Annotated in this window: 12 protein-coding genes; 4 read left to right on the plus strand and 8 right to left on the minus strand. The window is 59.6% G+C overall.

Features of this window, described 5'->3' with window-relative positions:
• Nucleotides 1-29 precede the first annotated feature (29 nt).
• Both BV106_RS21255 and BV106_RS36005 read left to right on the plus strand, forming a co-directional pair.
• Nucleotides 30-2,849 (plus strand): DUF1549 domain-containing protein, encoded by a 2,820-nt coding sequence (locus tag BV106_RS21255; protein ID WP_038168015.1) that lies wholly within the window; start codon nt 30-32, stop codon nt 2,847-2,849.
• A 168-nt stretch (nt 2,850-3,017) separates the two neighbouring features.
• Nucleotides 3,018-6,569 carry a c-type cytochrome domain-containing protein gene (locus BV106_RS36005; protein WP_051946141.1) on the plus strand — a complete coding sequence of 1,184 codons (3,552 nt, stop codon included), beginning with the start codon at nt 3,018-3,020 and terminating at the stop codon, nt 6,567-6,569.
• Between the two features lie 313 nt (nt 6,570-6,882).
• Here BV106_RS36005 and BV106_RS21265 read toward each other — a convergent pair whose 3' ends face one another.
• On the minus strand, nt 6,883-7,710 hold the full coding sequence (locus tag BV106_RS21265; protein WP_038168017.1) for a PEP-CTERM sorting domain-containing protein: 828 nt from the start codon (nt 7,708-7,710) through the stop codon (nt 6,883-6,885).
• A 330-nt stretch (nt 7,711-8,040) separates the two neighbouring features.
• Here BV106_RS21265 and BV106_RS21270 point away from each other — a divergent pair, with 330 nt between their 5' ends.
• Complete coding sequence (locus BV106_RS21270) at nt 8,041-8,865, plus strand: TlpA disulfide reductase family protein (RefSeq protein WP_038168019.1); 825 nt, start codon at nt 8,041-8,043, stop codon at nt 8,863-8,865.
• 69 nt (nt 8,866-8,934) lie between these two features.
• Here BV106_RS21270 and BV106_RS21275 read toward each other — a convergent pair whose 3' ends face one another.
• From BV106_RS21275 to BV106_RS36010, 3 genes are all read right to left on the minus strand, one after another.
• Nucleotides 8,935-9,828, minus strand: a complete 894-nt coding sequence (locus BV106_RS21275; protein WP_038168021.1) for a DUF1444 family protein — start codon at nt 9,826-9,828, stop codon at nt 8,935-8,937.
• A 65-nt stretch (nt 9,829-9,893) separates the two neighbouring features.
• Complete coding sequence (locus BV106_RS21280) at nt 9,894-10,442, minus strand: hypothetical protein (RefSeq protein WP_038168024.1); 549 nt, start codon at nt 10,440-10,442, stop codon at nt 9,894-9,896.
• Between the two features lie 312 nt (nt 10,443-10,754).
• Nucleotides 10,755-11,618 carry a hypothetical protein gene (locus BV106_RS36010; protein WP_051946142.1) on the minus strand — a complete coding sequence of 288 codons (864 nt, stop codon included), beginning with the start codon at nt 11,616-11,618 and terminating at the stop codon, nt 10,755-10,757.
• A gap of 484 nt (nt 11,619-12,102) precedes the next feature.
• Between BV106_RS36010 and BV106_RS21290 the strand changes: the two genes are divergently transcribed.
• Nucleotides 12,103-12,693 (plus strand): papain-like cysteine protease family protein, encoded by a 591-nt coding sequence (locus tag BV106_RS21290; RefSeq protein ID WP_265595921.1) that lies wholly within the window; start codon nt 12,103-12,105, stop codon nt 12,691-12,693.
• Between the two features lie 282 nt (nt 12,694-12,975).
• Here the strand turns inward: BV106_RS21290 and BV106_RS21295 are convergent, their stop codons facing one another.
• The 4 genes from BV106_RS21295 to BV106_RS21310 all read right to left on the minus strand — a co-directional run bounded on the left by BV106_RS21295 (nt 12,976) and on the right by BV106_RS21310 (nt 20,333).
• Nucleotides 12,976-13,968: a sugar phosphate isomerase/epimerase family protein gene (locus BV106_RS21295; RefSeq protein WP_038168029.1), complete on the minus strand. Its 993-nt coding sequence runs from the start codon at nt 13,966-13,968 to the stop codon at nt 12,976-12,978.
• Between the two features lie 179 nt (nt 13,969-14,147).
• Nucleotides 14,148-15,599, minus strand: coding sequence for a DUF1501 domain-containing protein (locus BV106_RS21300; RefSeq protein ID WP_038168030.1), 1,452 nt, complete (start codon nt 15,597-15,599; stop codon nt 14,148-14,150).
• A 32-nt stretch (nt 15,600-15,631) separates the two neighbouring features.
• Complete coding sequence (locus tag BV106_RS21305; protein ID WP_063767974.1) at nt 15,632-18,949, minus strand: DUF1553 domain-containing protein; 3,318 nt, start codon at nt 18,947-18,949, stop codon at nt 15,632-15,634.
• A gap of 226 nt (nt 18,950-19,175) precedes the next feature.
• The gene (locus tag BV106_RS21310; protein ID WP_038168032.1) at nt 19,176-20,333 is read right to left on the minus strand and encodes a Gfo/Idh/MocA family oxidoreductase; all 1,158 of its coding nucleotides are present in this window, start codon (nt 20,331-20,333) and stop codon (nt 19,176-19,178) included.
• Nucleotides 20,334-20,411: the final 78 nt, after the last annotated feature.

The raw sequence follows: 20,411 nt of genomic DNA on the forward strand, positions 1-20,411 counted from the left end.
TCAAGACCCCCACGACAGTGTTTCCCACCATGAAGACTTCATCTCTCACCTCCAAGGCCCTTCTGGGCATCGGATTGTGTCTTGCGACGGGAATGGCCCGAGCGGAACAGTCTGGTCCGGTGGATTTCGTGCGGGACATCCAGCCGCTGCTTGAATCCAAGTGCGTTGAGTGTCACAACCCGGCGAAGACCAAGGGCAAGCTGCTCATGGACTCGGGTGAGAGCCTGTTGAAGGGGGGCGAAGGCGGTGCGGCCGTGGTTCCTGGCACTCCAGAGAAGAGCCCGATCTACAGCCGCGTGGTGCTGCCGCATGATCACGATGACATCATGCCTCCCAAAGGGGATCCGCTTACCGCTGAACAGGCCGATCTGATGAAGCGCTGGATCGCTGAAGGTGCCAAGTGGCCCCAGGGACTGGTGATCAAACAGAAGACAGAGGAAGAGCTGAAGGCTCTGGCCCGGTTGAAGGAAAAACTCAACAAGCTGGAGAGCATCGAGATCCTTCCTGGAACCCTGTCGCTGGAGACTCAGCGTGACAGCCAGCGCGTGCTGGTGTTTGCCAGATTCAATGACGGCACCACCCGGGATGTGACGGAGCTCGCCGAGCTAAAGGTCACTAACCCCCAGGTAGCCTCGGTCAAGGGCATGCATCTGAAGCCCGGCCAGGACGGCAGCACGGAACTCACCGCTGCCTTCAATGGCAAGACGGCAACGGCTGCGGTGAAAGTGGCAGACGCCGTCAAGGACCGTGAGGTTTCCTTCCGGCTCGACGTCATGCCGGTGTTCTTGAAGGCGGGTTGTAATACGGGTGGCTGTCATGGCTCTGCCCGCGGCAAGGACGGTTTCCGGCTGTCCCTCTTCGGCTTTGACCCTGCTGGCGACTACGACCGCGTCACCCGCGAAATGAGCGGACGGCGCATCAACCTGGCCATCCCCGAAGACAGCACCCTGATCGAAAAGGCCCTCGGTGAAGTGCCGCACTCCGGCAACGCCTGCTTCGACAAGGACAGCCATCTGAGCAAAACGCTGATCGAGTGGATCAGCAAGGGGGTGCCGAATGACGCACCAGAAGTGGCTCACGTCACGGGCATCGAGATCTTCCCCAAGCAGGCGGTTCTCGAAGGCAAGGGTGAGACCCAGCAGGTCTCGGTTCGTGCCACCTACTCCGACGGCACAGATCGCGATGTGACCAATCTGGTGGTGTTCATGTCCAACAACGATCCGAGCGCCAGCGTGGACAAAGAGGGCCGTGTGACCTCCCACGATCGTGGGGAGTCGTTCATTCTTGCACGCTTCGACGTGTACTCTGTGGTGTCCCAGTTCATCGTCATCCCCGAAGGGTTGAAGTATGAGCGGCCCAAGCTGGTGGAGGCCAACTACATCGACACGCTGGTCAACGAGAAGCTGCACAAACTGCGCATCCTTCCCTCCGGCGTTTGTTCAGACCAGGAATTCCTCCGTCGCGTTTCCTTGGACGTGGTGGGCGTGCTGCCTAGCGCTCAGGAAGTGACCGAGTTTGTGGCGGATGCGAACCCCAAGAAGCGTGAAGCGCTGGTGGACAAGCTGCTCCAGAGAAAAGAGTTCACCGAGATGTGGGTGATGAAGTGGTCGGAGTTGATGCAGATCCGCAGCACCGAGAACAACCAGGGCGCCTACTACAAAAACGTTCTTCTTTACTACAACTGGCTGGCGGACCGCATTGGCAAGAACGTGCCGATGAATGAGATCGTGGCCGAGTTGATTGCCTCCCAGGGCGGCACCATCAACAACCCACCGACGAACTACTTCCAGATCGAACGCGAAACCCTGAAGGTGACGGAGAACGTGGCCCAGGTGTTCATGGGGATGCGCATCCAGTGTGCCCAGTGCCACAACCATCCGTTCGACCGGTGGACCATGAATGACTACTACGGGTTCATGGCCTTCTTCACCCAGATCGGGCGCAAGCAGACGGATGATCCGCGGGAAACGATCGTCTTCAACAGCAAGGGCGGGGAGTCCCGCCACCCGCTGACGAAGGCGGCGATGAAACCCAAGTTCCTGGGTGGCGATGAGCCCACCATGCAGCCGGGTGAAGACCGCCGTGCCGTGCTGGCCAAGTGGCTGGCCTCACCGGAGAACCCGTTCTTCGCCCGCAACCTGGCGAACATCACCTGGGCGCACTTCTTTGGCGTGGGGATCATCGACCCCGTGGACGACGTCCGCATCAGCAACCCCGCTTCCAACCCCGAGTTGATCGACACCCTGGGCAAGAAGCTCACGGAGTACAACTACGACTTCAAGCGTCTGGTTCGTGACATCTGCAACTCGATCACCTACCAGCGGGCCACCCAGGTCAACGAGAGCAATGAGAGTGACAAGCGCAACTTCGCCCACGCCCTGGTGCGCCGCATGCGTGCCGAAGTGCTGGCGGATGCCGTGTCTTCGGTGACGAACACTCCCACCAAGTATCAGGGGCTTCCCCTCGGAGCCCGTGCGGTTCAGATCGCTGACGGCTCGGTGTCGAATTATTTCCTCACCACCTTCGGTCGCGCCAGCCGTGAGACGGTTTGCTCCTGCGAGGTGAAGATGGACCCGACGCTTTCACAGGCGCTGCACTTCATGAACGGCGACGCAGCGCATGAGAACATCAAGCGCGGCAAGGTCGTGGCCACCCTGGTCAACGAGAAGAAGTCGGATCAGGAGATCATCCTTGAGCTCTATCTGCGCACCTTTGGCCGGGAGCCCCTGGCCAAGGAGTCGGAAGTGGTCCTCAAGCAGATTGCGGAGTCCGGCGAGCCTCGTCAGGTGGTGCTGGAAGACCTCTTCTGGGCGCTGCTCAATTCCAAGGAGTTCTACTTCAATCACTAGTCAGCATCCCGGCCCACTTTGCACCTCGTCCGCACCTGATGGTGCCGGGAGACGGGTGGGCCGGATGTGATCATCATCCGTGATCCTGCTGAGGAAGAGGGGGCCAGATAGGTCTGTCACCCCTCCCTCGTATCTATCCAGTCCCTGCCAGTTCGTCATTCTGAAGCCATGACTTCCCATCATCGTACTCTTTTCCTACTTCCGATCGCCACCGCATGCGGCCTGGCGGCCCAGGCTGCAGCCCAGGAGAAGGTCACTTACAATGACCACGTGCGTCCACTGCTGGAGAACAAGTGTTTCTCATGTCACAATCCGGACAAGAAGAAGGGCGATCTGGACCTCACCAGCTTTGCCGCCGCCATGACGGGTGGCGGGGGTGGCCCGGTGGTGAACCCGGGTGATGCGGAGGGCAGCAAGCTGGTCTCGACGACAAAGAAGACAGCGGAACCTTTCATGCCGCCAGAAGGCGCGCCGCTCAGCGCGGCGGAGATCGAGGTGCTGACCAAGTGGGTCAACGGCGGCGTGCTGGAGACCGCATCCAGCATTGCCAAGAAGGGTGCGCCCAAGAGCAACCTCTCCATGGTGGTGGCCAAGGCTGGCAAGCCGGAAGGACCCTTGCCGATGCCGGAAAATGTTCTGCTGGAACCCGTGGCCACGGCCCCGCGAACCACCGCCATCACCGCCATCGCGGCCAATCCCTGGTCGCCCCTGGTGGCCATCAGCGGTCTGAAACAGGCGCTGGTCTATGACACCAACACCCAGGTGCTGGCCGGCGTGTATCCGTATCCTGAGGGCTACATCCGCTCCCTGAAGTTCAGCCAGAACGGCGCACTCCTCATTGCTGGCGGCGGACGCGGGGGCAAGATGGGGAATGCCGTGGTCTGGGATGTGAAGACCGGCAAACGCGTGGCGGAAGCGGGCAAGGAGTTCGATGCCGTGATGAGTGCAGACATCAGCGCCAACCAGGCGATGATTGCCATCGGTAGCCCTTCCAAGAAGGTCAAAGTCTTCAACACCTCCACCGGTGAAGAACTCTACGTCAACAAGAAGCACACGGAATGGGTGCTCGCGGTGGGCTTTAGCCCGGACGGCATTCTGCTGGCCAGCGGTGACCGTAATGGCAACGTGATGGTGACAGAGGCGGCCACTGGCGGTGAATTTTACCAGCTGGACGGGCACAAGGCGGCCTGTACCGGGGTGGCCTGGAGATCTGATTCCAATGTGTTGGCCTCCAGCGGCGAGGACGGGAAAATCAACACCTATGAGATGGAGAACGGGAAGCTGGTGAAGAGCTGGGATGCTCATGCTGGCGGCGTCCTGGCGGTGGCATTCGCCCCCGATGGCACGGTTGTTTCCTCAGGTCGCGATGGATTGATCAAGGTCTGGGATATCAACGGCACCAAGAAAGCAGAGTCCAAGAAGCAACAAGACATCGTGACGGAAGTCGCCGGATTGTTCGACAGCAAGACCGTGGTGTCGGGTGACTGGAAAGGGGACGTGCGCCTCTGGAGTGCGGATAAGTTCGAGGAAAAGGGCGTGCTTTCCAGTAATCCTCCGACCATTGCCCAGCGCATCGTGGAGAGCGAGCGCTACGCCACCGAGCTCGTCGCGAAGGTGCCTGCGGCAGAGGCCGCGGTGAAGCAGGCTGAAGAAGCGGTGAAGGCGAAGGAGGCTCAGATCGCCGCCCTGCGGAAGCAGCTGGAGGACACAGGCGCCCAGCGCAACCAGCTGGACGGTGAGATCAAGAATTTCCCCAACACCCTCGCTGGTCTGGAGAAAGCGGTCAAAGAAGCCCAGACCAAGCGTCAGGCTCAGGCAGATCTTCTCAAGAAGTACGAGCAACAGGTCGCCCAGCAGAAGGAACTGGAACAGCAGATTGCAAAGCTCGGCGCGGACAAGGCCAAGCTGACGGCACCCGAGCTGGCGGCACAAGTTGCGGACCTCGACAAAAAGCTGGCCGAGGCAAACGGGAAGCTGGAAGGCGTGAAGAAGGAGACAGCCACGGCCCCGCAGCCGGTGGCGGACTTCGACAAGGTGGTTAAGGCTGCGCAAGATCAGGTCGCCGCGCTGAATACGGGAAAACCGGCGAAACTAAAGGCCTTCGAGGACGCCAAGAAAGTGCTCGAAACGCTGCCTAAATCCATTGCCGAATCTGAGAAACAACTGGGGGACACCCGCAATGCCGTAGGGGGCGTGCAGGAAAAACTGAAGGCCTTGCGCGATCAGCTGGCGGTTTACCAGAAGCTGCCTTCGATGCTGCGTGCGGCCCAGTTCAACGTGAACGTTTTGGCCGAACGTGAGAAGCTTGAGAAGATGGAAGCTGATTTCGTCGGCTATCAGGAAGCCTTCAAGGACAGCGAGGCTGCCAAGGTCGCGGCGGCGGAGCGGATTGAAACGAGCAAGAAAGCCATAGCGGAAGCCACGGCAGCCCTGCCTGCGGTAGAGGCAGCCCTGGCCAAGGTGAGTGGCGAACTTCCCGGAGTGGAGAAAATTGTCGAGCCCGCCAAGGCGCAGGAGGCACAGCTTCTGGGCCAGACCGAGGAGCAGAAGAAGGCCCAGGGGATGAAGGAGGCTGAGCTGAAGGCCCTGGAGCAGGAAAAAGCGAATCGCGTGGCGGCAGCCCAGAAGGCTGTGACGGATATCAATAACCAGATCGCGGTGCTGGCCAAGCAGCGCAATGAAGTCAACACCAAGCTGGACGCTCCAGGCAAGGCGGCTCAGGCAAAGAAGGAAGCCCTGGCCAAGGTCGAGGGTGAACTGAATGCCGCGAAGGCGACTCGTGAGGCGGCAGTGAAGGCCGACGCCACTCGTGCCGAAGAAGCTAAAACCAAGGAAGCCGCCCTGGCCAAAGTGAACGAGCGTCTCGCTGCGGCAGACAAGGCGGTGCAATCTGCCAAGTCCGCTAAAGAAGAAGCTGTCAAGGCTTTGAGCGCAGCACAAGCTGCTCAGGCGGCTGCTGAGAAAGCCTTGGCTGATGCTCCCGCTGACCAGAAGGCCGGTGCTCAGAAGCCTTTGGACGACGCCAAAACCGCCGCAGGAGCGGCCGAGAAGAAGGCGGCTGAAGTCTCAACCCAGCTCGCTGCGGCCGAGCAGGCCCAGCAGGCCGTGAAGGGTGAGGCTGCGACCGCTGCGGGCCCGCTGGATGCCATCAAAAAGCTGTTGGCCGAAGGTCAGGCTGCTGTGAAGCAGTCGAGCGCCCAGGTCGAAAAGCTCGAGAAGGTGGTCGCCCAGGCTAAAGGCGAGTTTGAAGCAGCGGAGAAAGCCGCCGCGCCGTTCCGCAATCAGCAGCAGAATCTGAACAACCAGATCGCCGCCCAGCAGAAGACCCTGGCGGAGAAGCAGGCTGAGCCGGGCGAAGCGGACAAGGAGCTCGCTGCCAAGTCGCAACCCGTGCAGACGGCCTTGGCTCAAATCAAGACTGTCCTGGATCCGCTTGAAAAGCAGCTCGCTGACGTGCGGGCTCGCATTGCTGAGGACATGAAAACCGTCGAGGCGAAGCGCCTGGAAGTCTCCAAGGCCAACATCGAAGTGGACGGCACGAAGAAACGCCAGACCGATGGGCAGAAGACCATTGAGAACTCCACCAAGGAAATCGCCGACAAGGAGAAGGCCGTGGTCGAGATCAAAGGTGAACTGGCCAAGCTGGAGCCTCAGTTGCCCGTCCAGCGCGACAAGGTGAAGCAAATGACGGAGCAGTATCTCGCCATGCTGCCGAAGTAATGGGCTTCGGCTCAGTCCGCAGTTAATCCCCGAAGGGGATTTGTAGCACAGCCCAAGGTTGGACGAGCCCTAAGCGAGTCAACCTTGGGTACCTTCCAAAAAAGGTGGTCAGGTGGGAAGGCCGACAGCGTCCGCTTTCCCTCCTACCGCCCTCAACATCTCCAGGTCGCTCCTATGCGATGTTGCACGAGTGTATAGTGGCACCTCCCGATGCCACGTGCTGACTGACGTTCCCGGCAAGATGCAGAGAACAACGCGCAAGATGCGTGCGCTCCCTTGGCTTGTCCGGTGCAGGCCCATTTTCCCTCGAACCTCACACCTCGCTCTTCCTGCGGCGGCGGCAGCCCAAGCAAGCCATCGCCATCATCAGAAGGGCTCCGGTGGTCGGTTCGGGAGTGACCGTCACTTGAATGGCGTTGATGGCTGAAAACGTACTCGTGGTCGTATTGGCGTCCGTGGTCCGAATCATGAGCGAGGAGCCGGTGAGCGTAAGATCGGCGGCATTGAGATAGCGGTGCAGAACGTAGCCCTGGGACTGGAGGCTGAACTCCTGGCTCTTGGTTGTGTTTGTATCCCAACCATTGGTCGTGGCTGCTGTTCCATCTGCATTGAGCACTCTGAATCCTGTCCAGTTTGTGCCACCATCCAGTGAGTAGTCGAAGAAACCCAGTGCGCTACCGCTATTGCGAGATGCGAGGAGATCGATGGATACGATGTCTCCTGCAGTGAGCCCCCCAAAGGTGAGCGTGTAAGATGCGGCTGTGGTCGTGGAGTTGTTCGTGAAAAAGTTGTCGCCAGCGGCTCCGTTGGCACCTCCCGCTGCCACCCAAGTGGGCAGGTTGACCACACCAGATTGGTTTGGGTCAAAAACGGCTGTTCCAGAGTTGGCAGTATTGTCCGTAATGGTCCCCGTGACGCTGAAGGTGACGGAACTGGATTGTCCGCTAGAACTCAAGATCGTGGCACCCGTGATGTTGGTGGGTGCTGCATAGGTGTTCCAAGTCTGACCGGCAGGGAGAGGGGATCCAGCATTCTCATTGAGGTCGATCAGAAAAACCGTGGCACTCGCATTGAAGGTACAAAGGCACCACAAGCCGAGGGCGAAAATGAGAGGGGAGAGACGGCTGGCGGGGCGGATCATGACTGGCGAACAAAGGAGCTAAAATTCGCAAACCATAAAAATGACATCTGGCAGTCGCATCGTAAATCCTTTTTGGGTACCACAAGCACCTTAGGAGAGCATCCGGTCGCCGCTTAGCCAGTGTCATAGGGAAAAAATCGCCCGTCTGCTCCTGAAGCAGGTGCGTATTTCATCAGGCGAGGGACGGAGGGCATTCCGCGGAATCGCGGTTTTGCGTCTGGAAAAGTCGTGAGGCACGTCTTCATGCCCTGTATACTACCCATTTTCCAGTTCACGACGGCTCGATGAGAACCCGTCTTTCAGGACCTCTGACCGCTATCATCCAACCCTATGAAATCGAAATCTCTACTCATGTTTGCGGCCTTGGCCGGGCTCACATTGGCTCCCCACATGATGGCCGCGATCATCAAAGAAGAAATGGTCAAGATCGTTGGTCAGGTGCAGCAGAAGGCGGCAGCTGGGAAGTCCACCGCAGAGGATCTGAAGGCGGAGATTGAAGCCTTTGATGCTCTCCTCGCTCAGCACAAGGATGAGAAGACGGACGAAGTGGCCAACGTGGCCATGATGAAGGCGATGCTGTATGCGCAGATCATCGAAGACGAGGACACGGCCATCAAACTGCTTGGAAAGGTGAAGGCCGACTACCCTGAAACCAAGCCAGGCCAGCAAGTCGACAAAGTGCTGGCGGCCATTGAGCGGGGTAAGGCCGCGAAGGAGATCAGCAAGAAGCTCGTGGAAGGCGCGGAGTTTCCCAACTTCGAAGTGAAAGACCTGGAGGGTAAGCCGTTGTCCGTGGCTGGCCTAAAGGGCAAGGTCGTCCTGATTGATTTCTGGGCCACCTGGTGTGGGCCGTGCGTTCATGAGATGCCGAACGTGATCAAGGCCTATGAGAAGTTCCACGATCAGGGGCTGGAGATCATTGGTGTCAGTCTCGATCAAGATCGCGCCGCGCTTGATGCCTTTCTGAAGGAGCACAAGATGACCTGGCCCCAATACTTCGACGGCAAAGGCTGGGGGAACGAAGTTTCCGGGAAGTACGGCATTCAGGGCATTCCGGCTACATTTCTGCTGAATCGCGAAGGGAAGATTGCCGGCAAAGACCTCCGGGGCGAACAACTCGCGGCCGCGATCGAGAAGGAAATTGGCAAGAAGTAACAGCTGGTCACCGACCACCTGATTTTGAGCTGAGATCGGATGTCCGGTCTCAGCTTTTCTATTGGGCGACTAGGACACAGTTGGGTTCCGATCCGATTCCTCTTCGAAGATTTCGATTTCCCCTTGGCGGTACAGAAAGAGTTTCTGTGTCAGTCGATAGGATCCATTTTGCGAGAAGACGTCGTGGTTGATCTGATGCAGCTTCGCGATGCCCTCTCCGTCTTTGCTGCCAGTTATGACAAGCAGATCGCGAGCTGGGATGGCGAAGACGAACTCGCCGTCAACCTTTAGCCCGGGATCCTTCCAGACGAAATCCAACAGGGGAAGACTGGCTTCAAAGTTGCCGCCAGCAGCGAGCATGTAGAGGCCATTTTCGCCGTGGCACTCAATTTTGGGGAGCAGACGCCGGAGGTTCTCACAGGCGAGATCGCGCAAGTTCCAAGATTCAATGCCCGCCTCAGCGAGGTCGCTGTGGGAGATGTAACGGATGCTGTTGTCCAAGTCCTCTGCATAGAGGATGACTAACTCGCTGTTGAGTCCTTCAACGATGTGCTCTGGAGGTTCGCCGTCCCCACGTGTTGCCAGGCTGGCCCGTGTTTCCTCGATCCACGCACGGTCTTTGACGATTGGAACAATGCGGGAGGGATCCAGCTTCTTGTCCTGGAGATCGAGCAAGTCAAAGATGGTGAGGGTGAACTTTTCGAAGATCGTCGCCTTGTCTCCAGGGGCTTGCTTGTACACGTCGTAGACATTGTGCAGGAAGGTGCTCACGGCGGGCTGCCCCTCCCGGGCAACGCGGAGTTCCAAGTCCTGCACCACTTCGATCGTGAGTTCGGGATGGGTGTTTTGTAACGTGTTGACGTAGTCCTCCGTGAACTCTGCTGGAGTGATCAGGCGTGAATTCGACGAGCCGGGGGCTGGGGTGGATGGTGCAAAGAGTTTGGCGATGAGACGCTTGAGCATGCGGCGCGTTGAAGGGCTGGGATTAGAGTCTTTTGAGGCCAACCAGGGGTGCTTTTTGTTGTGGGCTAGTTCTTCCAGTCAACACTGTTGATGGTGCGAATGATCCCCTGGGAATCGAAGAGCAGCTCAAAGTCATAGATGTGGGAAAATTCTGACTTGGGTATTCCGATATAGAAGCGGTATCCGTACTCAACGGGAGCAGCCGGCTCTGCAAAGGCGTCCCGACCGCCCCCCTTGATGATCTGATAGGTGATGTCGCCGTGGGCGAGGAGGCCGGGGTAGCTGAAGATGGATGCGCCTACCTTAAGGCTCTTGCGCAATTGCGGGATGATCTCACGGACTTTTTCCAAGTTGGCGTTGGCGAACTTGAGCTGGTCTTCGGTGACTTGGGGGCCAGTCCCTTTGACCTGCGCTATGTGCCGCCACAGCGTCGTTTGGGAGGGGGGCAATTGGTCGAGCAACGCCTTTACCAGCCGGGCCTCATCGTCAGTGACTGGGGAAGCCGTACTCGGGCTTGGCTGCGTGGGTGAGGGGATCGGTTCCTTCGCTCCGACAATCGGAGCTTGGAGCAGGATGGCGGCAACGGTGAGCAGGTGGAGTGCTGCGGGATTCATTGTGGGGAGGTTGTGGTTTTTTCGATCACAGGCGTGGCGCAGCCTTTTTGACCACAGGGGCACCCAGTCGTTCGAGCGGGAAGTGTCGGTTTGTGAGGGCGATGTCTGGTAGGGCTGCCCTCGTGGCCCCGCGGTCTTTTGGCTGGTCGGAGCGGGAAGCGGATCAAGGGACGTTTGGTGCGTGAGCAGGGCTATGAACCCCCGCCTCCTTTATTGCACGAACAAACCTGGCCATATCTTCCTCGAACCCGCCAAGGCCAAGTCGGGGGCGTTTGCTGCTGCTCTGCTACTGCTGCTTGTCGCGAGACAACCTCAAGCGTACACAGGCCTCTTGATCCAGGCGACAAAGAACCCGACGAACACTCCGAAACTGATTGCGGAGACCAGCGCGAACTCCGGCGATGCCGGATTCGGCGAGGCGTCGAAGTAAGTGTAGGTGGCCATGGCGACTGGAGACCAGATCCAGGTCAGCAGATCGCTTGAGTGAATCGCGGAACCTCCCGCACTGGCGAAGGAGGCCATGCCGTCTATAAAATGCACTCCGGCCAGAAGGAAACAACCCAGGAGGTTGAGGCCAGACCCCACAATGCAGGCCACCATTGAGAACGACCCGGGGTTGGACCGTTGAAGCTCCTGTTCCTCCTGAAGTTCGTCGGTGGTCTCGATCAAGGGGTGTCCGGACAGGGAAGTCGGATATGGATTCCCCCAATCCTTTCCGTTGGTGGAGGCGATCCAGTCGTCGTTCTCTCGGTACTCGCATAGACCGGCCGCAGCGAACTCATCGATGTCTTCGGCACCCTTGGATACCCCCATCAACTGAAGTGCCACGGAGATGGGACCGCGGAAGGCGACGGTCGGTTCCATGATGCAGGTTCCATTCTGATAGACCGTCGCCCCTTGCTCGCCCAGCCCCCCTACATAGGCCGTCTCGATCCAGGCGACAGGTCCCTCTTTTGAGAGTTCGGTCAGGGTCTCCTTCAATCCAGAGCACAGATAGATCATTTCGTCATCGTGGACGCAGGGATCGGGAAAGAGCTCATCAAGGTGCTCGTCACTCAGCGGTAGGAAGACCAGATCATTCTTCCTGAGAGGAGTAGGACGGTGCAACTCATGTTGGGTGGCGTAGTCTGCGACGAGCCCCGCCGGTCCGATGATCCCGAAGATAGAGTGTCCCATAAAATGAAGGGGAGGTTTCTACTGCCTGTTGGTTGGTAACCCAGGACGGATACTGTCAAAGACTCGCAAAAACAGAGCGCCCTGCCAAGTGAAATTCGAATGCCGCCCTGGAATTGGACGTCTGGGACTTTGGGGCACTGAAGCTTACAGGTGGGGTGCCAAGAGGCGAATCGCAGTGGCACAAGTCGGTACTCTGAGAAACTCCACAAAAAGCAAAAAGGCGTACCTTGCGGGCACGCCTTTTGAAGGAATCTGCGGGAGGAAACTGTGGGGCTTACTTCCCGGCAAACTGGACTGTACACTAAGTACAGGCGCTGCTGCCGGTGAGGCCGTTTGGCTAGGCGGAGGTGGTGACTGATTTGATGTCGAAAAAAGGTGTTAAACATTGTTCGATTGCATCGTTGTAAAAATATTGAAGGTTATATGCAGGTGCAGTCTCGCTCAGGGGCGAAAGTTGGCTTGGAAGTTCAGAATTCAACAATCCATGCAAATGAAAGCATTGCGTGCTGTCTTCACTATCATCGCGATTTCGGTACTCTCGTTGACGCAATCATCGCGAGCTGAAATCGCCTATGCGGATGGCTTTGAGTTCTTTAAGGCTCGTCAAAAGACGCCGGTATGGTGTTGGGCGGCCTGCATCCAGATGATGCTTAACTACAAGTCAGTCGAATGGCGGCAAGAGGATATTGTGACCGCAGTGAAAGGCTATCTCAAGTCTGAGACCGCTTCAGATGGGGAAATCGCGCAATTCTTGAATCAGTGGGGTTTTGACTACGACGGGGCACCGTGGGCTTCCCGTTGTGCCTACTACCGCGGTGCTCCCAGACCAGACTGGCTTGTGTCTGAGTTGGCGCAAGATCGCCCGTTGATCGTGTCATACCAAACAGGACCACGCATGGGGCACGTGGTTGTGTTGCATCAGGTTGACTTCACGCCGACAGATTTCGGACCTGTTGTCAACTCTGTAAGGATCTACGATCCTTTTACTGATGCACATTATTCCGTTAATCCTCAAGCCGTACTGCAAACGACGACAGCGCATTGGTTTGTGGATGTGCGCAAGCGGCGCCGCTAGGCGTTCCGCAGACCCGCCTAATTTTTGGCTCTATTCGGGCTCGGTTGACTCGGCAGTCCTTGGCGCTCCGTGGGCCAGAAGGACAAGGTGCCTCATGGTGTCGTTGAGGACCGCTGACTTGAGCAAGATGCCTCGCCAAAATTGGAATGATGGCTGGCTAGCCTCCACAGTTGCGAAACTTGGGTTGAAGTTTCAGGAGGTCGTTTTGGATGCCTCAGCCACATGGAAAGAAGGCGCGCCCGATTTGGGCGCGCCTTTAAAGGCAAAAGATGTCGAAGAGACTTACTTCTCAGCGAACTGCGCGTCGAAGATGATCTTCGAGGTGGGGAAGTCCAGGGCCTTCACGAAGGCTGCGGACTCAGTGGCGCCGAACTCGCGGTCCATGCCGCCGTCTTCCCACTCGATGCTGAGAGGGCCTGCGTACTGGATGTCGTTCAGTGCGCGGATGATCTTCTCGAAGTTGATGTCGCCGCGACCCACGGACTTGAAGTCCCAGTAACGGTTGGGGCGGTGGAAGTCCACGTGCCCGCCGAAGACGCCAGTGTCGTTGCTCAGATCCCAGGCCACGTCCTTCATGTGTGCGTGGAAGATGCGGTCGCTGAACTTGTAGAGGAACTTCACATAGTCCACCCCCTGGTAGCCGAAGTGGGAGGGATCGTAGTTGAAGCCAAAAGCCGGGTGGTAGTCCACCGCCTGGAGGGCACGCTCAGCGCTGGCGATGTCGAAGGCGATTTCAGTCGGATGGACTTCGAGAGCGAACTTCACGCCCTGCTTCTGGAACTCATCAAGGATGGGCGTGAAGCGTTTGGCAAAGTCCTTGTAGCCGTTTTCGATCTGGCTGGGGAGGTTCGGCGGGAAGCTGTACACCAGGTGCCAGATGCTGCTGCCGGTGAACCCGTTGACCACGCTGACGCCGAAGCGCTTGGCGGCCTGGGCCGTTTTGATCAACTCTTCTGCGGCACGCTGACGCACGCCTTCAGGATCTCCGTCGCCGTAGATGTAGTCTGGAAGGATCTGCTTGTGACGTTCATCAATGTTGTCGCAAACAGCCTGGCCCACGAGGTGAGCGGAGATGGCGAAGCACTTGAGGCCGGCCTTCTCAATGAGAGCGCGTTTGGCATCGCAGTAGGCCTGGTCTGCCTTGGCGACTTCGAAGTGGTCACCCCAGCAGCCGAGTTCCACGCCATCGTAGCCAAAGGTCTTGACCTTGCCGAGCAGAGTTTCCAGCGGGATGTCGGCCCACTGGCCGGTGAAGAGAGTGACGGGTCTGGCCATAATCAGTGTCTTGTAAAGAAGCGTTCAGATTTGGTACTTTCGAGCCAGCGATGCTGTCATGGGGCTGCCGGGTTGGCAAAGGAAAAGGGGCTGGGAGATGAGGGAAATCAACGCGGAAACGGCAGACGAATGCCAAAAGCTGGCAGTCGGACAATAAAACTCCACACTCGCCAAAACGGCTACGCCAGGACGGGCGTGACCACCTTGCCTGCGACATCCGTGAGCCGGAAGTCGCGTCCCTGGAAGCGGAAGGTGAAGCGCTCGTGATCAATGCCCAGCAGGTGCAGCATGGTGGCATGCAGGTCGTGGACGTGGACTGGATCCTTGGCCACACCAAAGCCCAGTTCATCTGTTTCACCGTAGCTCACGCCGGGCTTCACGCCGCCGCCCGCCAGCCAGGTGCTGTAGCAGTCCCGGTGGTGCTCGCGCCCATACTCCATCTGGGAGCCGGTACCGCGCAGGCGCCCTTGGGAGTAGCAGGTACGGCCAAACTCTGAGGTGAAGACCACCAGTGTGTCCTCAAGCATCCCTTGATTTTTCAGGTCCTGAAGCAACCCCGCTGCTGGCTGGTCCACCCGCGTCGAGAGGCCTTTGAAGTCCCGCACGATGTTCCCGTGCATATCCCAGCCGGGCTGGTAAAGCTGAATGTAGCGTACGCCGCGCTGCGCCAGGCGCCGGGCCAGCAGGCAGTTTGCCGCGAACGTTCCCGGAGTGGAGACCTCAGGCCCGTATAGCCCCTTCACGGCGTCCGTTTCCTGGCTTAAGTCCGTCACCTCGGGTACGGAGGTCTGCATGCGGAAGGCCATCTCATACTGTTCCAGGCGGGCCTGGAGCGCCGCTTCAGGCGCATCGCTTTGCGCCTGGAGTTCCTGCAAGGCGCGGATGGCCCGGCGGTTGTTGGCCTCACTGATGCCGGCAGGATTGCTCAGGAAGAGGACGGGATCCTTGGCCGCCCGGAGCTGGACGCCCTGATTCTGGGTGGGGAGGAATCCGCTGTCCCAGAGCCGGGTGGAAAGCGGCTGATCCACAGCCCCCTTGGTGATGAGGACAACGAAGGAGGGGAGGTTGTTGTTCAGGCTGCCGAGGCCGTAGCTGAGCCAAGCTCCCATGCTGGGGCGGCCGGGGAGCTGCGCCCCTGTGCTCATGAACGTCATCGCCGGGTCGTGATTGACCGCGTCGGAGTGCATGGATTTGATGAAGCACATGTCATCCGCCATCGTGGCCAGATGAGGGAAGGCATCGCTCAACCAGGCACCGGACTTCCCGTGCTGCTGAAAGGGGATCCAGGAGCCAACGAGAGGAAACTTGGCCTGGTTGCCCGACATGCCCAAGAGGACGGAGCGGCCTTTTTTGAACGAATCCGGCAGTTCCTGCCCCACGCGCTCGTTCAAGAGCGGCTTGGGGTCGAAGGTTTCCAGGTGTGTCATCCCGCCGCTCATGAAGAGGCAGATGACACGCTTGGCCCGTGGGGCAAAATGTGGCAGTCCAGGAACGCCCGGGCGAATGGGGGCAGGGTTCTGGGTGGAGCCGGTCTCAGCCGCCAGCAGATCGGCGAAGGCCATGCCCCCCAGACCCATGGCGGTGCGCGCCAACATCTGACGGCGATTGGGATGGAGAGGGGCAGGGGACATGCGTGAAATCAGTTGGGTGCCAGCAGGGCGGTTCATTCCTTTAACAAGGCCTCCTCACTGCCCAGGAGCACCCGGATCAGCATGGTGGTGGCGGCGACTTCCGCGCCTGGTAGATCGAGATCCGCTGGATGCTCCCCATTGCCGCGGCGCAGCGCTTCAGCCTCCTGCGGAGCCTGAGTGTAGTGGAGATGCTCTTCCTCCAGAAGCTTCAGGAGCACCGAGGTTTCACCGGCGCGGGGGCTGCGACTTGACGTGAGCCGGAAGGCCTCCGCGATGCGCGCAGTCCGGTCTTGCGGATAGGTCCTGATGAGACGCTCTGCCAAGGCACGCGCGGCCTCGACGAATTCCGGAGCGTTCATCATCGCGAGCGACTGCATGGGCGTACTCGTGGTCTCCCGCCGGGTGAGGCAGAACTCCCGGCTGGGGGCATCGAAGATGGTCATGGTGGGCGGCGGCAGCGTCCGCTTCCAGAAGGTGTAGAGGCTGCGCCGCCACAAGGCTTCGCCGTGACTCTGCTTGTAGGTCATCTGCACCCCGGAGTCCTCGTACAGGTTCTCAGGCAGGTAAGGGCGTGTGGGAGGACCTCCCATGGTTGGCGTGAGCAGACCGCTGATGGCCAGCGCGTTGTCACGGATCATTTCTGCAGAGAGCCGGTGGCGGGGGCCGCGTGCCAGCAGGCGGTTGTCCGGATCGTCCTTCAGCAACTGCGGATCCTGTGGCGTGGAGGACTGCCGATAGGTGGAGGAGAGCACCACGATGCGGCAGAGCCGCTTCACGTCCCACCCCTGGTCCATGAAATCAACGGCGAGCCAGTCCAGAAGTTCGGGATGGGTTGGCAGCTCTCCCTGGATGCCGAAGTCCTCCGAGGTGCCCACGATCCCACGACCAAAGAACACCTGCCAGATGCGGTTCACCGCCACACGCGCCGTCAGTGGGTTCCGTCTGTCCACATACCAGCGGGCAAGGCCCAGCCGGTTGCGTGGGAAGTCTGCAGGCAGAGGCAGAATGCTGGCGGGAGTTTCAGGAAACACCTGCTCCCCGGGCTGGTCGAACTGGCCCCGTGCCAGCACAAAGGTGGCGCGGCGCGGTTCCATCTCCCGCATGACCATGATCTCCCTGGCGTGGTTCACCAGGTCATCCTGGGCGGTCCGGAGGTCATGCAGCCGCTTCAGTGCGGCCTTGCCTTGCGGGTCCAGGTCCCTCAGCCAGGCTTCATAGCCTGCGTCCGGGGTGGGGGCCACGTCAGGAGCACGGCCGACAAAAGGATGCGTCAGGCCGTACCAGATGCCGGCCAGGAAACCGCGTTCCTCCTGCTTTTTAGGCGGCTGGGGAGGGAGGGCCAGCAGGGCGGCTTCGTTGGGCGAAAGCGTCTTGTCGAAGATCTTGAAGTCATCAAAGGTGGCGTTCTTGATGATCTTGTCATTGGGGCGGTAGCCAATCGAAAGGGCCACGTCGTCCTCATCGATGTTGTCCTGAAGCCGGACGGCATCGTAGTCACCCCACTCGGGACGGTACAAGATGTCACGGTAGAGATGATCAGAAATCACCTCGGCCTCGGCGGCCTTCCCGTTGACGTAGAGGCGCAGCCCCGTCGACCGGCTGGACCCGTCATAGCTGGCTATGATGTGGGTCCAGGCGTTGAGAGGGATGGCCGTTTTGGAGTGGATGCGGATTGAGTTGCCCGGAGCGTAGTGGCTCAGGGAGAACTCGGGATGGAGTTCATTGAGGAGCAGTTCGTACCCGCGGCTGGCGGCATCCAGACCACTGCGGGTGCGGTGAATGACCACCGCTCGGCTCTGCGATTCCTCCGGACGGATCCAGAGGGCGATGGAAAACGGATCGGACCGCCGGAAGACTCCCACCCCGGGGAATCTGGCTCCGTTGTCATCCTCGAACCTCAGGCCCAGGCCGCGGACACCTTCGCTTGGTTCGATGGATTGACGCGCCACGCCGGTGAACTTGTCCGGATGCAGGGAGTCGGAGAAGAGCTTGCGCTGGCCACGTTTCTTCTCGCCCACGCTCTCAAACTCGTAGTGCGAGGTTGGTGTGGCGGGTGGTGGTTTGCCATGTTCATCCACCCAGGCCTCATACCGCTCCCGGCTGTTCCGTTGCAGGGTGTCCCAAGCGGCTTCCGCCTGCTTGATCTCCTGCAGCATCGCGAGATTGCGCTCCTCGTCCGCAGAGGACATGAGCAGATGTCCCGGGGCCGGGATTCCCGCTGTCTGCCGGGGGAAAAGACCGAGTTCGGCGATGTTGTTGAAAAACGCCGCCATCTGGTAGTACTCCCGCTGGGTGAGCGGATCGTACTTGTGATCGTGGCAGCGGGCACACTCCAGGGTCAGCCCTAGGATGGCCGTTGCGTTGGTCTTGATGCGGTCCGCCACGTGTTCCTGGCGGAACTCCTCCTCGTTGCTTCCCGCTTCGTTCGATTGTGGCACGAGCCGGTTGAACGTGGTGGCGAGCACTTCTGCGGTGCGAGGCCGGTCGGACAGTTCATCTCCGGCGGTTTGCCTGACGATGAACTCGTCATACGGCAGGTTGTCATTGAAGGCCTGGATGACCCAGTCCCGGTAGGGCCAGACGATGCTCTCGGCATCTTCATGCCGCCCGTAGGAATCCGCGTAGCGGGCCGCGTCCAGCCAGTCGGTAGCCATCCTCTCCCCATAGCGCTGGCTGGCGAGAAGGCGATCCACCACCGTCTCGTAGGCCTGTGGGGAGGTGTCGGCCAGGAAGGCATCCATCTCCTGCAGAGTGGGAGGAAGGCCAGTGAGGTCAAAGGTGACCCGGCGCAGCCAGCGTTCCCGGGAGGCTGGCAGGGCTGGTTGGTGCCCTTTGACGCGCAGGTGATCCAGGACAAAGGCATCCACCGGGTTGGTGATGGGGAAGCTCGCGAGCGCCTTGGCGTCGGCCGTCGTTGGGAGCGGTACGGCGGGGGACCTGGGCGGGGTAAAGGACCAGTGCCGCTCGTAACTGGCACCTTCCGCAATCCATTTCTTCAGCACCTCCCGCTGGGGGGTATCAATCGTCTTGTGCGAGTCCGGCGGAGGCATCACCTCGTCCTCATCACTGGTGAAAAGGCGTTCGATGAGCGAGCTCGCTTCCGGCTTGCCGGGGACAATGACGCCGTCCTTGAGTGCCGCCTCCCGCACATCCAGCCGCAGGCCACCTTTGCGCTGCTTTTCGTCGGGGCCGTGGCACTGATAGCAGCTGCCCGCAAGGATCGGCTGGACCTGGAAATTGAAGCTCACGGGGCTGTCATTCGCCCCCTGGACCGCGCCTCCTGTCAGGCTCACGGCGAGCGCGACCCACCGCGCTAGGGCGGGGGTAGTGGAGGGCAACAGTTTGAGCATGAAAAAGGTCCGGCGGCGCACCCGCCATTTTCGTATGAGGAGGAAGCGAGGCAAATGAAGGGGCGCTCATGGATCCCGATCCCCGGAATTTGGCCAGCTGTCCGGCGCAATCATAGGACAAATGGCCTCATTGGCAACCTTCGGCGACCCACTGGAAAACAGAGAAGGCACCGTCTGGTGGGACGGTGCCTCAGGGAAATGCAGTTACTGCAGCCCTAGCGCCAGCCTAGACGTTGATCGGAGTCCAGGCTGCGTTGTTCTGGGAGGAGCCCACCACGGCCTCGATGAAGGCCATGCCGCGCACGCCGTCTTCGATTTTCGGGTAGTCGAGCACCAGGGGATCCGGTGTGGTGCCTTCCAGTTCCGCACGGATGTGCGCTGCGAAGTTCCGGTAGATGTTGGCGAAGGCCTCAAGGTAACCTTCCGGGTGGGCAGGGGGAGTGCGACCGGCGGCCAGGGCTGCCTTACCCAGGTAGCCGTTGGCGGTGCGATATACCTGCATGGGCTGGTCGATCCACTTCACCAGCAGGGTGTTCGGCTCATTTTGATGCCATTCCAGGCCGCCCTTTTCACCGTACACGCGGATGTTGAGGTTGTTTTCCTCACCCACACTGATCTGGGAGGCGTGAAGTACGCCCTTGGCCCCGTTGTTGAAGCGGAGCAGCACGTTGCCATCGTCATCAAGTGCACGCCCTTCGACGAAGCTGGTAATGTCTGCGGCGAGTTCCTTGATCTGCAGTCCAGTGATGTACTCAGCCAGGTTTTCGGCATGGGTGCCGATGTCGCCGATACAGCCCGCCGCGCCGGAGCGCTTGGGATCGGTGCGCCATTCTGCCTGCTTCTGGCCAGAGGCCTCAATGCGGGTGGCCAGCCATCCCTGCGGGTACTCTACCACCACCTTGCGGATTTTGCCCAACTTCCCGTCGTGCACCATCTCGCGGGCCTGCTTCACCATGGGGTAGCCCGTGTAGTTGTGGGTCAGGCCATAGAGGCGGCCAGATTTTTTGACGATCTCCGTCAACGCCTTGGCCTCTTCCAGGGTGAGGGTGGCGGGCTTGTCAGACAGCACGTGGAAACCGGCTTCCAGGGCAGCCTTGGCCGGGGGGAAGTGCATGTGATTCGGCGTGACGATGGAGACGAAGTCCATGCGCTCCCCTTCAGGAAGGGCGGACTCCTTCTGGATCATCTCCTCGAAGCTGCCGTAGCAGCGATCTGCGGGGAGGAAGAAATCACTGCCGGAATCTTTGGACTTCTGGGGGTCGGACGAGAAAGCGCCGCAGACCAGCTCAATCTGGCCATCAATGTTGGCTGCGATGCGGTGAACGCCGCCGATGAAGGCGCCGCGACCACCACCGACCATGCCGTAACGAATTTTTCTGCTCATGGGTGGGTAACTAGTGTGAGAGAGAGTGAGGCGGGAGTCTGGCGCGGGGGCGGAGAAGTGAAAAGTAAAAAGTGAAAA

This window comes from Verrucomicrobium sp. BvORR106 (assembly GCF_000739655.1).
Taxonomy (GTDB): Bacteria; Verrucomicrobiota; Verrucomicrobiia; order Verrucomicrobiales; family Verrucomicrobiaceae; genus Verrucomicrobium.

Excerpts from the sequence above, each read along its gene's own strand:
- BV106_RS36005 (WP_051946141.1), top strand. The coding sequence starts at position 3,018 with ATGACTTCCCATCATCGTACTCTTTTCCTACTTCCGATCGCCACCGCA.
- BV106_RS36010 (WP_051946142.1), bottom strand. The coding sequence starts at position 11,618 with ATGGGACACTCTATCTTCGGGATCATCGGACCGGCGGGGCTCGTCGCA.
- BV106_RS21255 (WP_038168015.1), top strand. The coding sequence starts at position 30 with ATGAAGACTTCATCTCTCACCTCCAAGGCCCTTCTGGGCATCGGATTG.
- BV106_RS21310 (WP_038168032.1), bottom strand. The coding sequence starts at position 20,333 with ATGAGCAGAAAAATTCGTTACGGCATGGTCGGTGGTGGTCGCGGCGCC.
- BV106_RS21290 (WP_265595921.1), top strand. The coding sequence starts at position 12,103 with ATGCAAATGAAAGCATTGCGTGCTGTCTTCACTATCATCGCGATTTCG.
- BV106_RS21275 (WP_038168021.1), bottom strand. The coding sequence starts at position 9,828 with ATGCTCAAGCGTCTCATCGCCAAACTCTTTGCACCATCCACCCCAGCC.
- BV106_RS21305 (WP_063767974.1), bottom strand. The coding sequence starts at position 18,949 with ATGCTCAAACTGTTGCCCTCCACTACCCCCGCCCTAGCGCGGTGGGTC.
- BV106_RS21265 (WP_038168017.1), bottom strand. The coding sequence starts at position 7,710 with ATGATCCGCCCCGCCAGCCGTCTCTCCCCTCTCATTTTCGCCCTCGGC.
- BV106_RS21295 (WP_038168029.1), bottom strand. The coding sequence starts at position 13,968 with ATGGCCAGACCCGTCACTCTCTTCACCGGCCAGTGGGCCGACATCCCG.
- BV106_RS21300 (WP_038168030.1), bottom strand. The coding sequence starts at position 15,599 with ATGTCCCCTGCCCCTCTCCATCCCAATCGCCGTCAGATGTTGGCGCGC.
- BV106_RS21280 (WP_038168024.1), bottom strand. The coding sequence starts at position 10,442 with ATGAATCCCGCAGCACTCCACCTGCTCACCGTTGCCGCCATCCTGCTC.
- BV106_RS21270 (WP_038168019.1), top strand. The coding sequence starts at position 8,041 with ATGAAATCGAAATCTCTACTCATGTTTGCGGCCTTGGCCGGGCTCACA.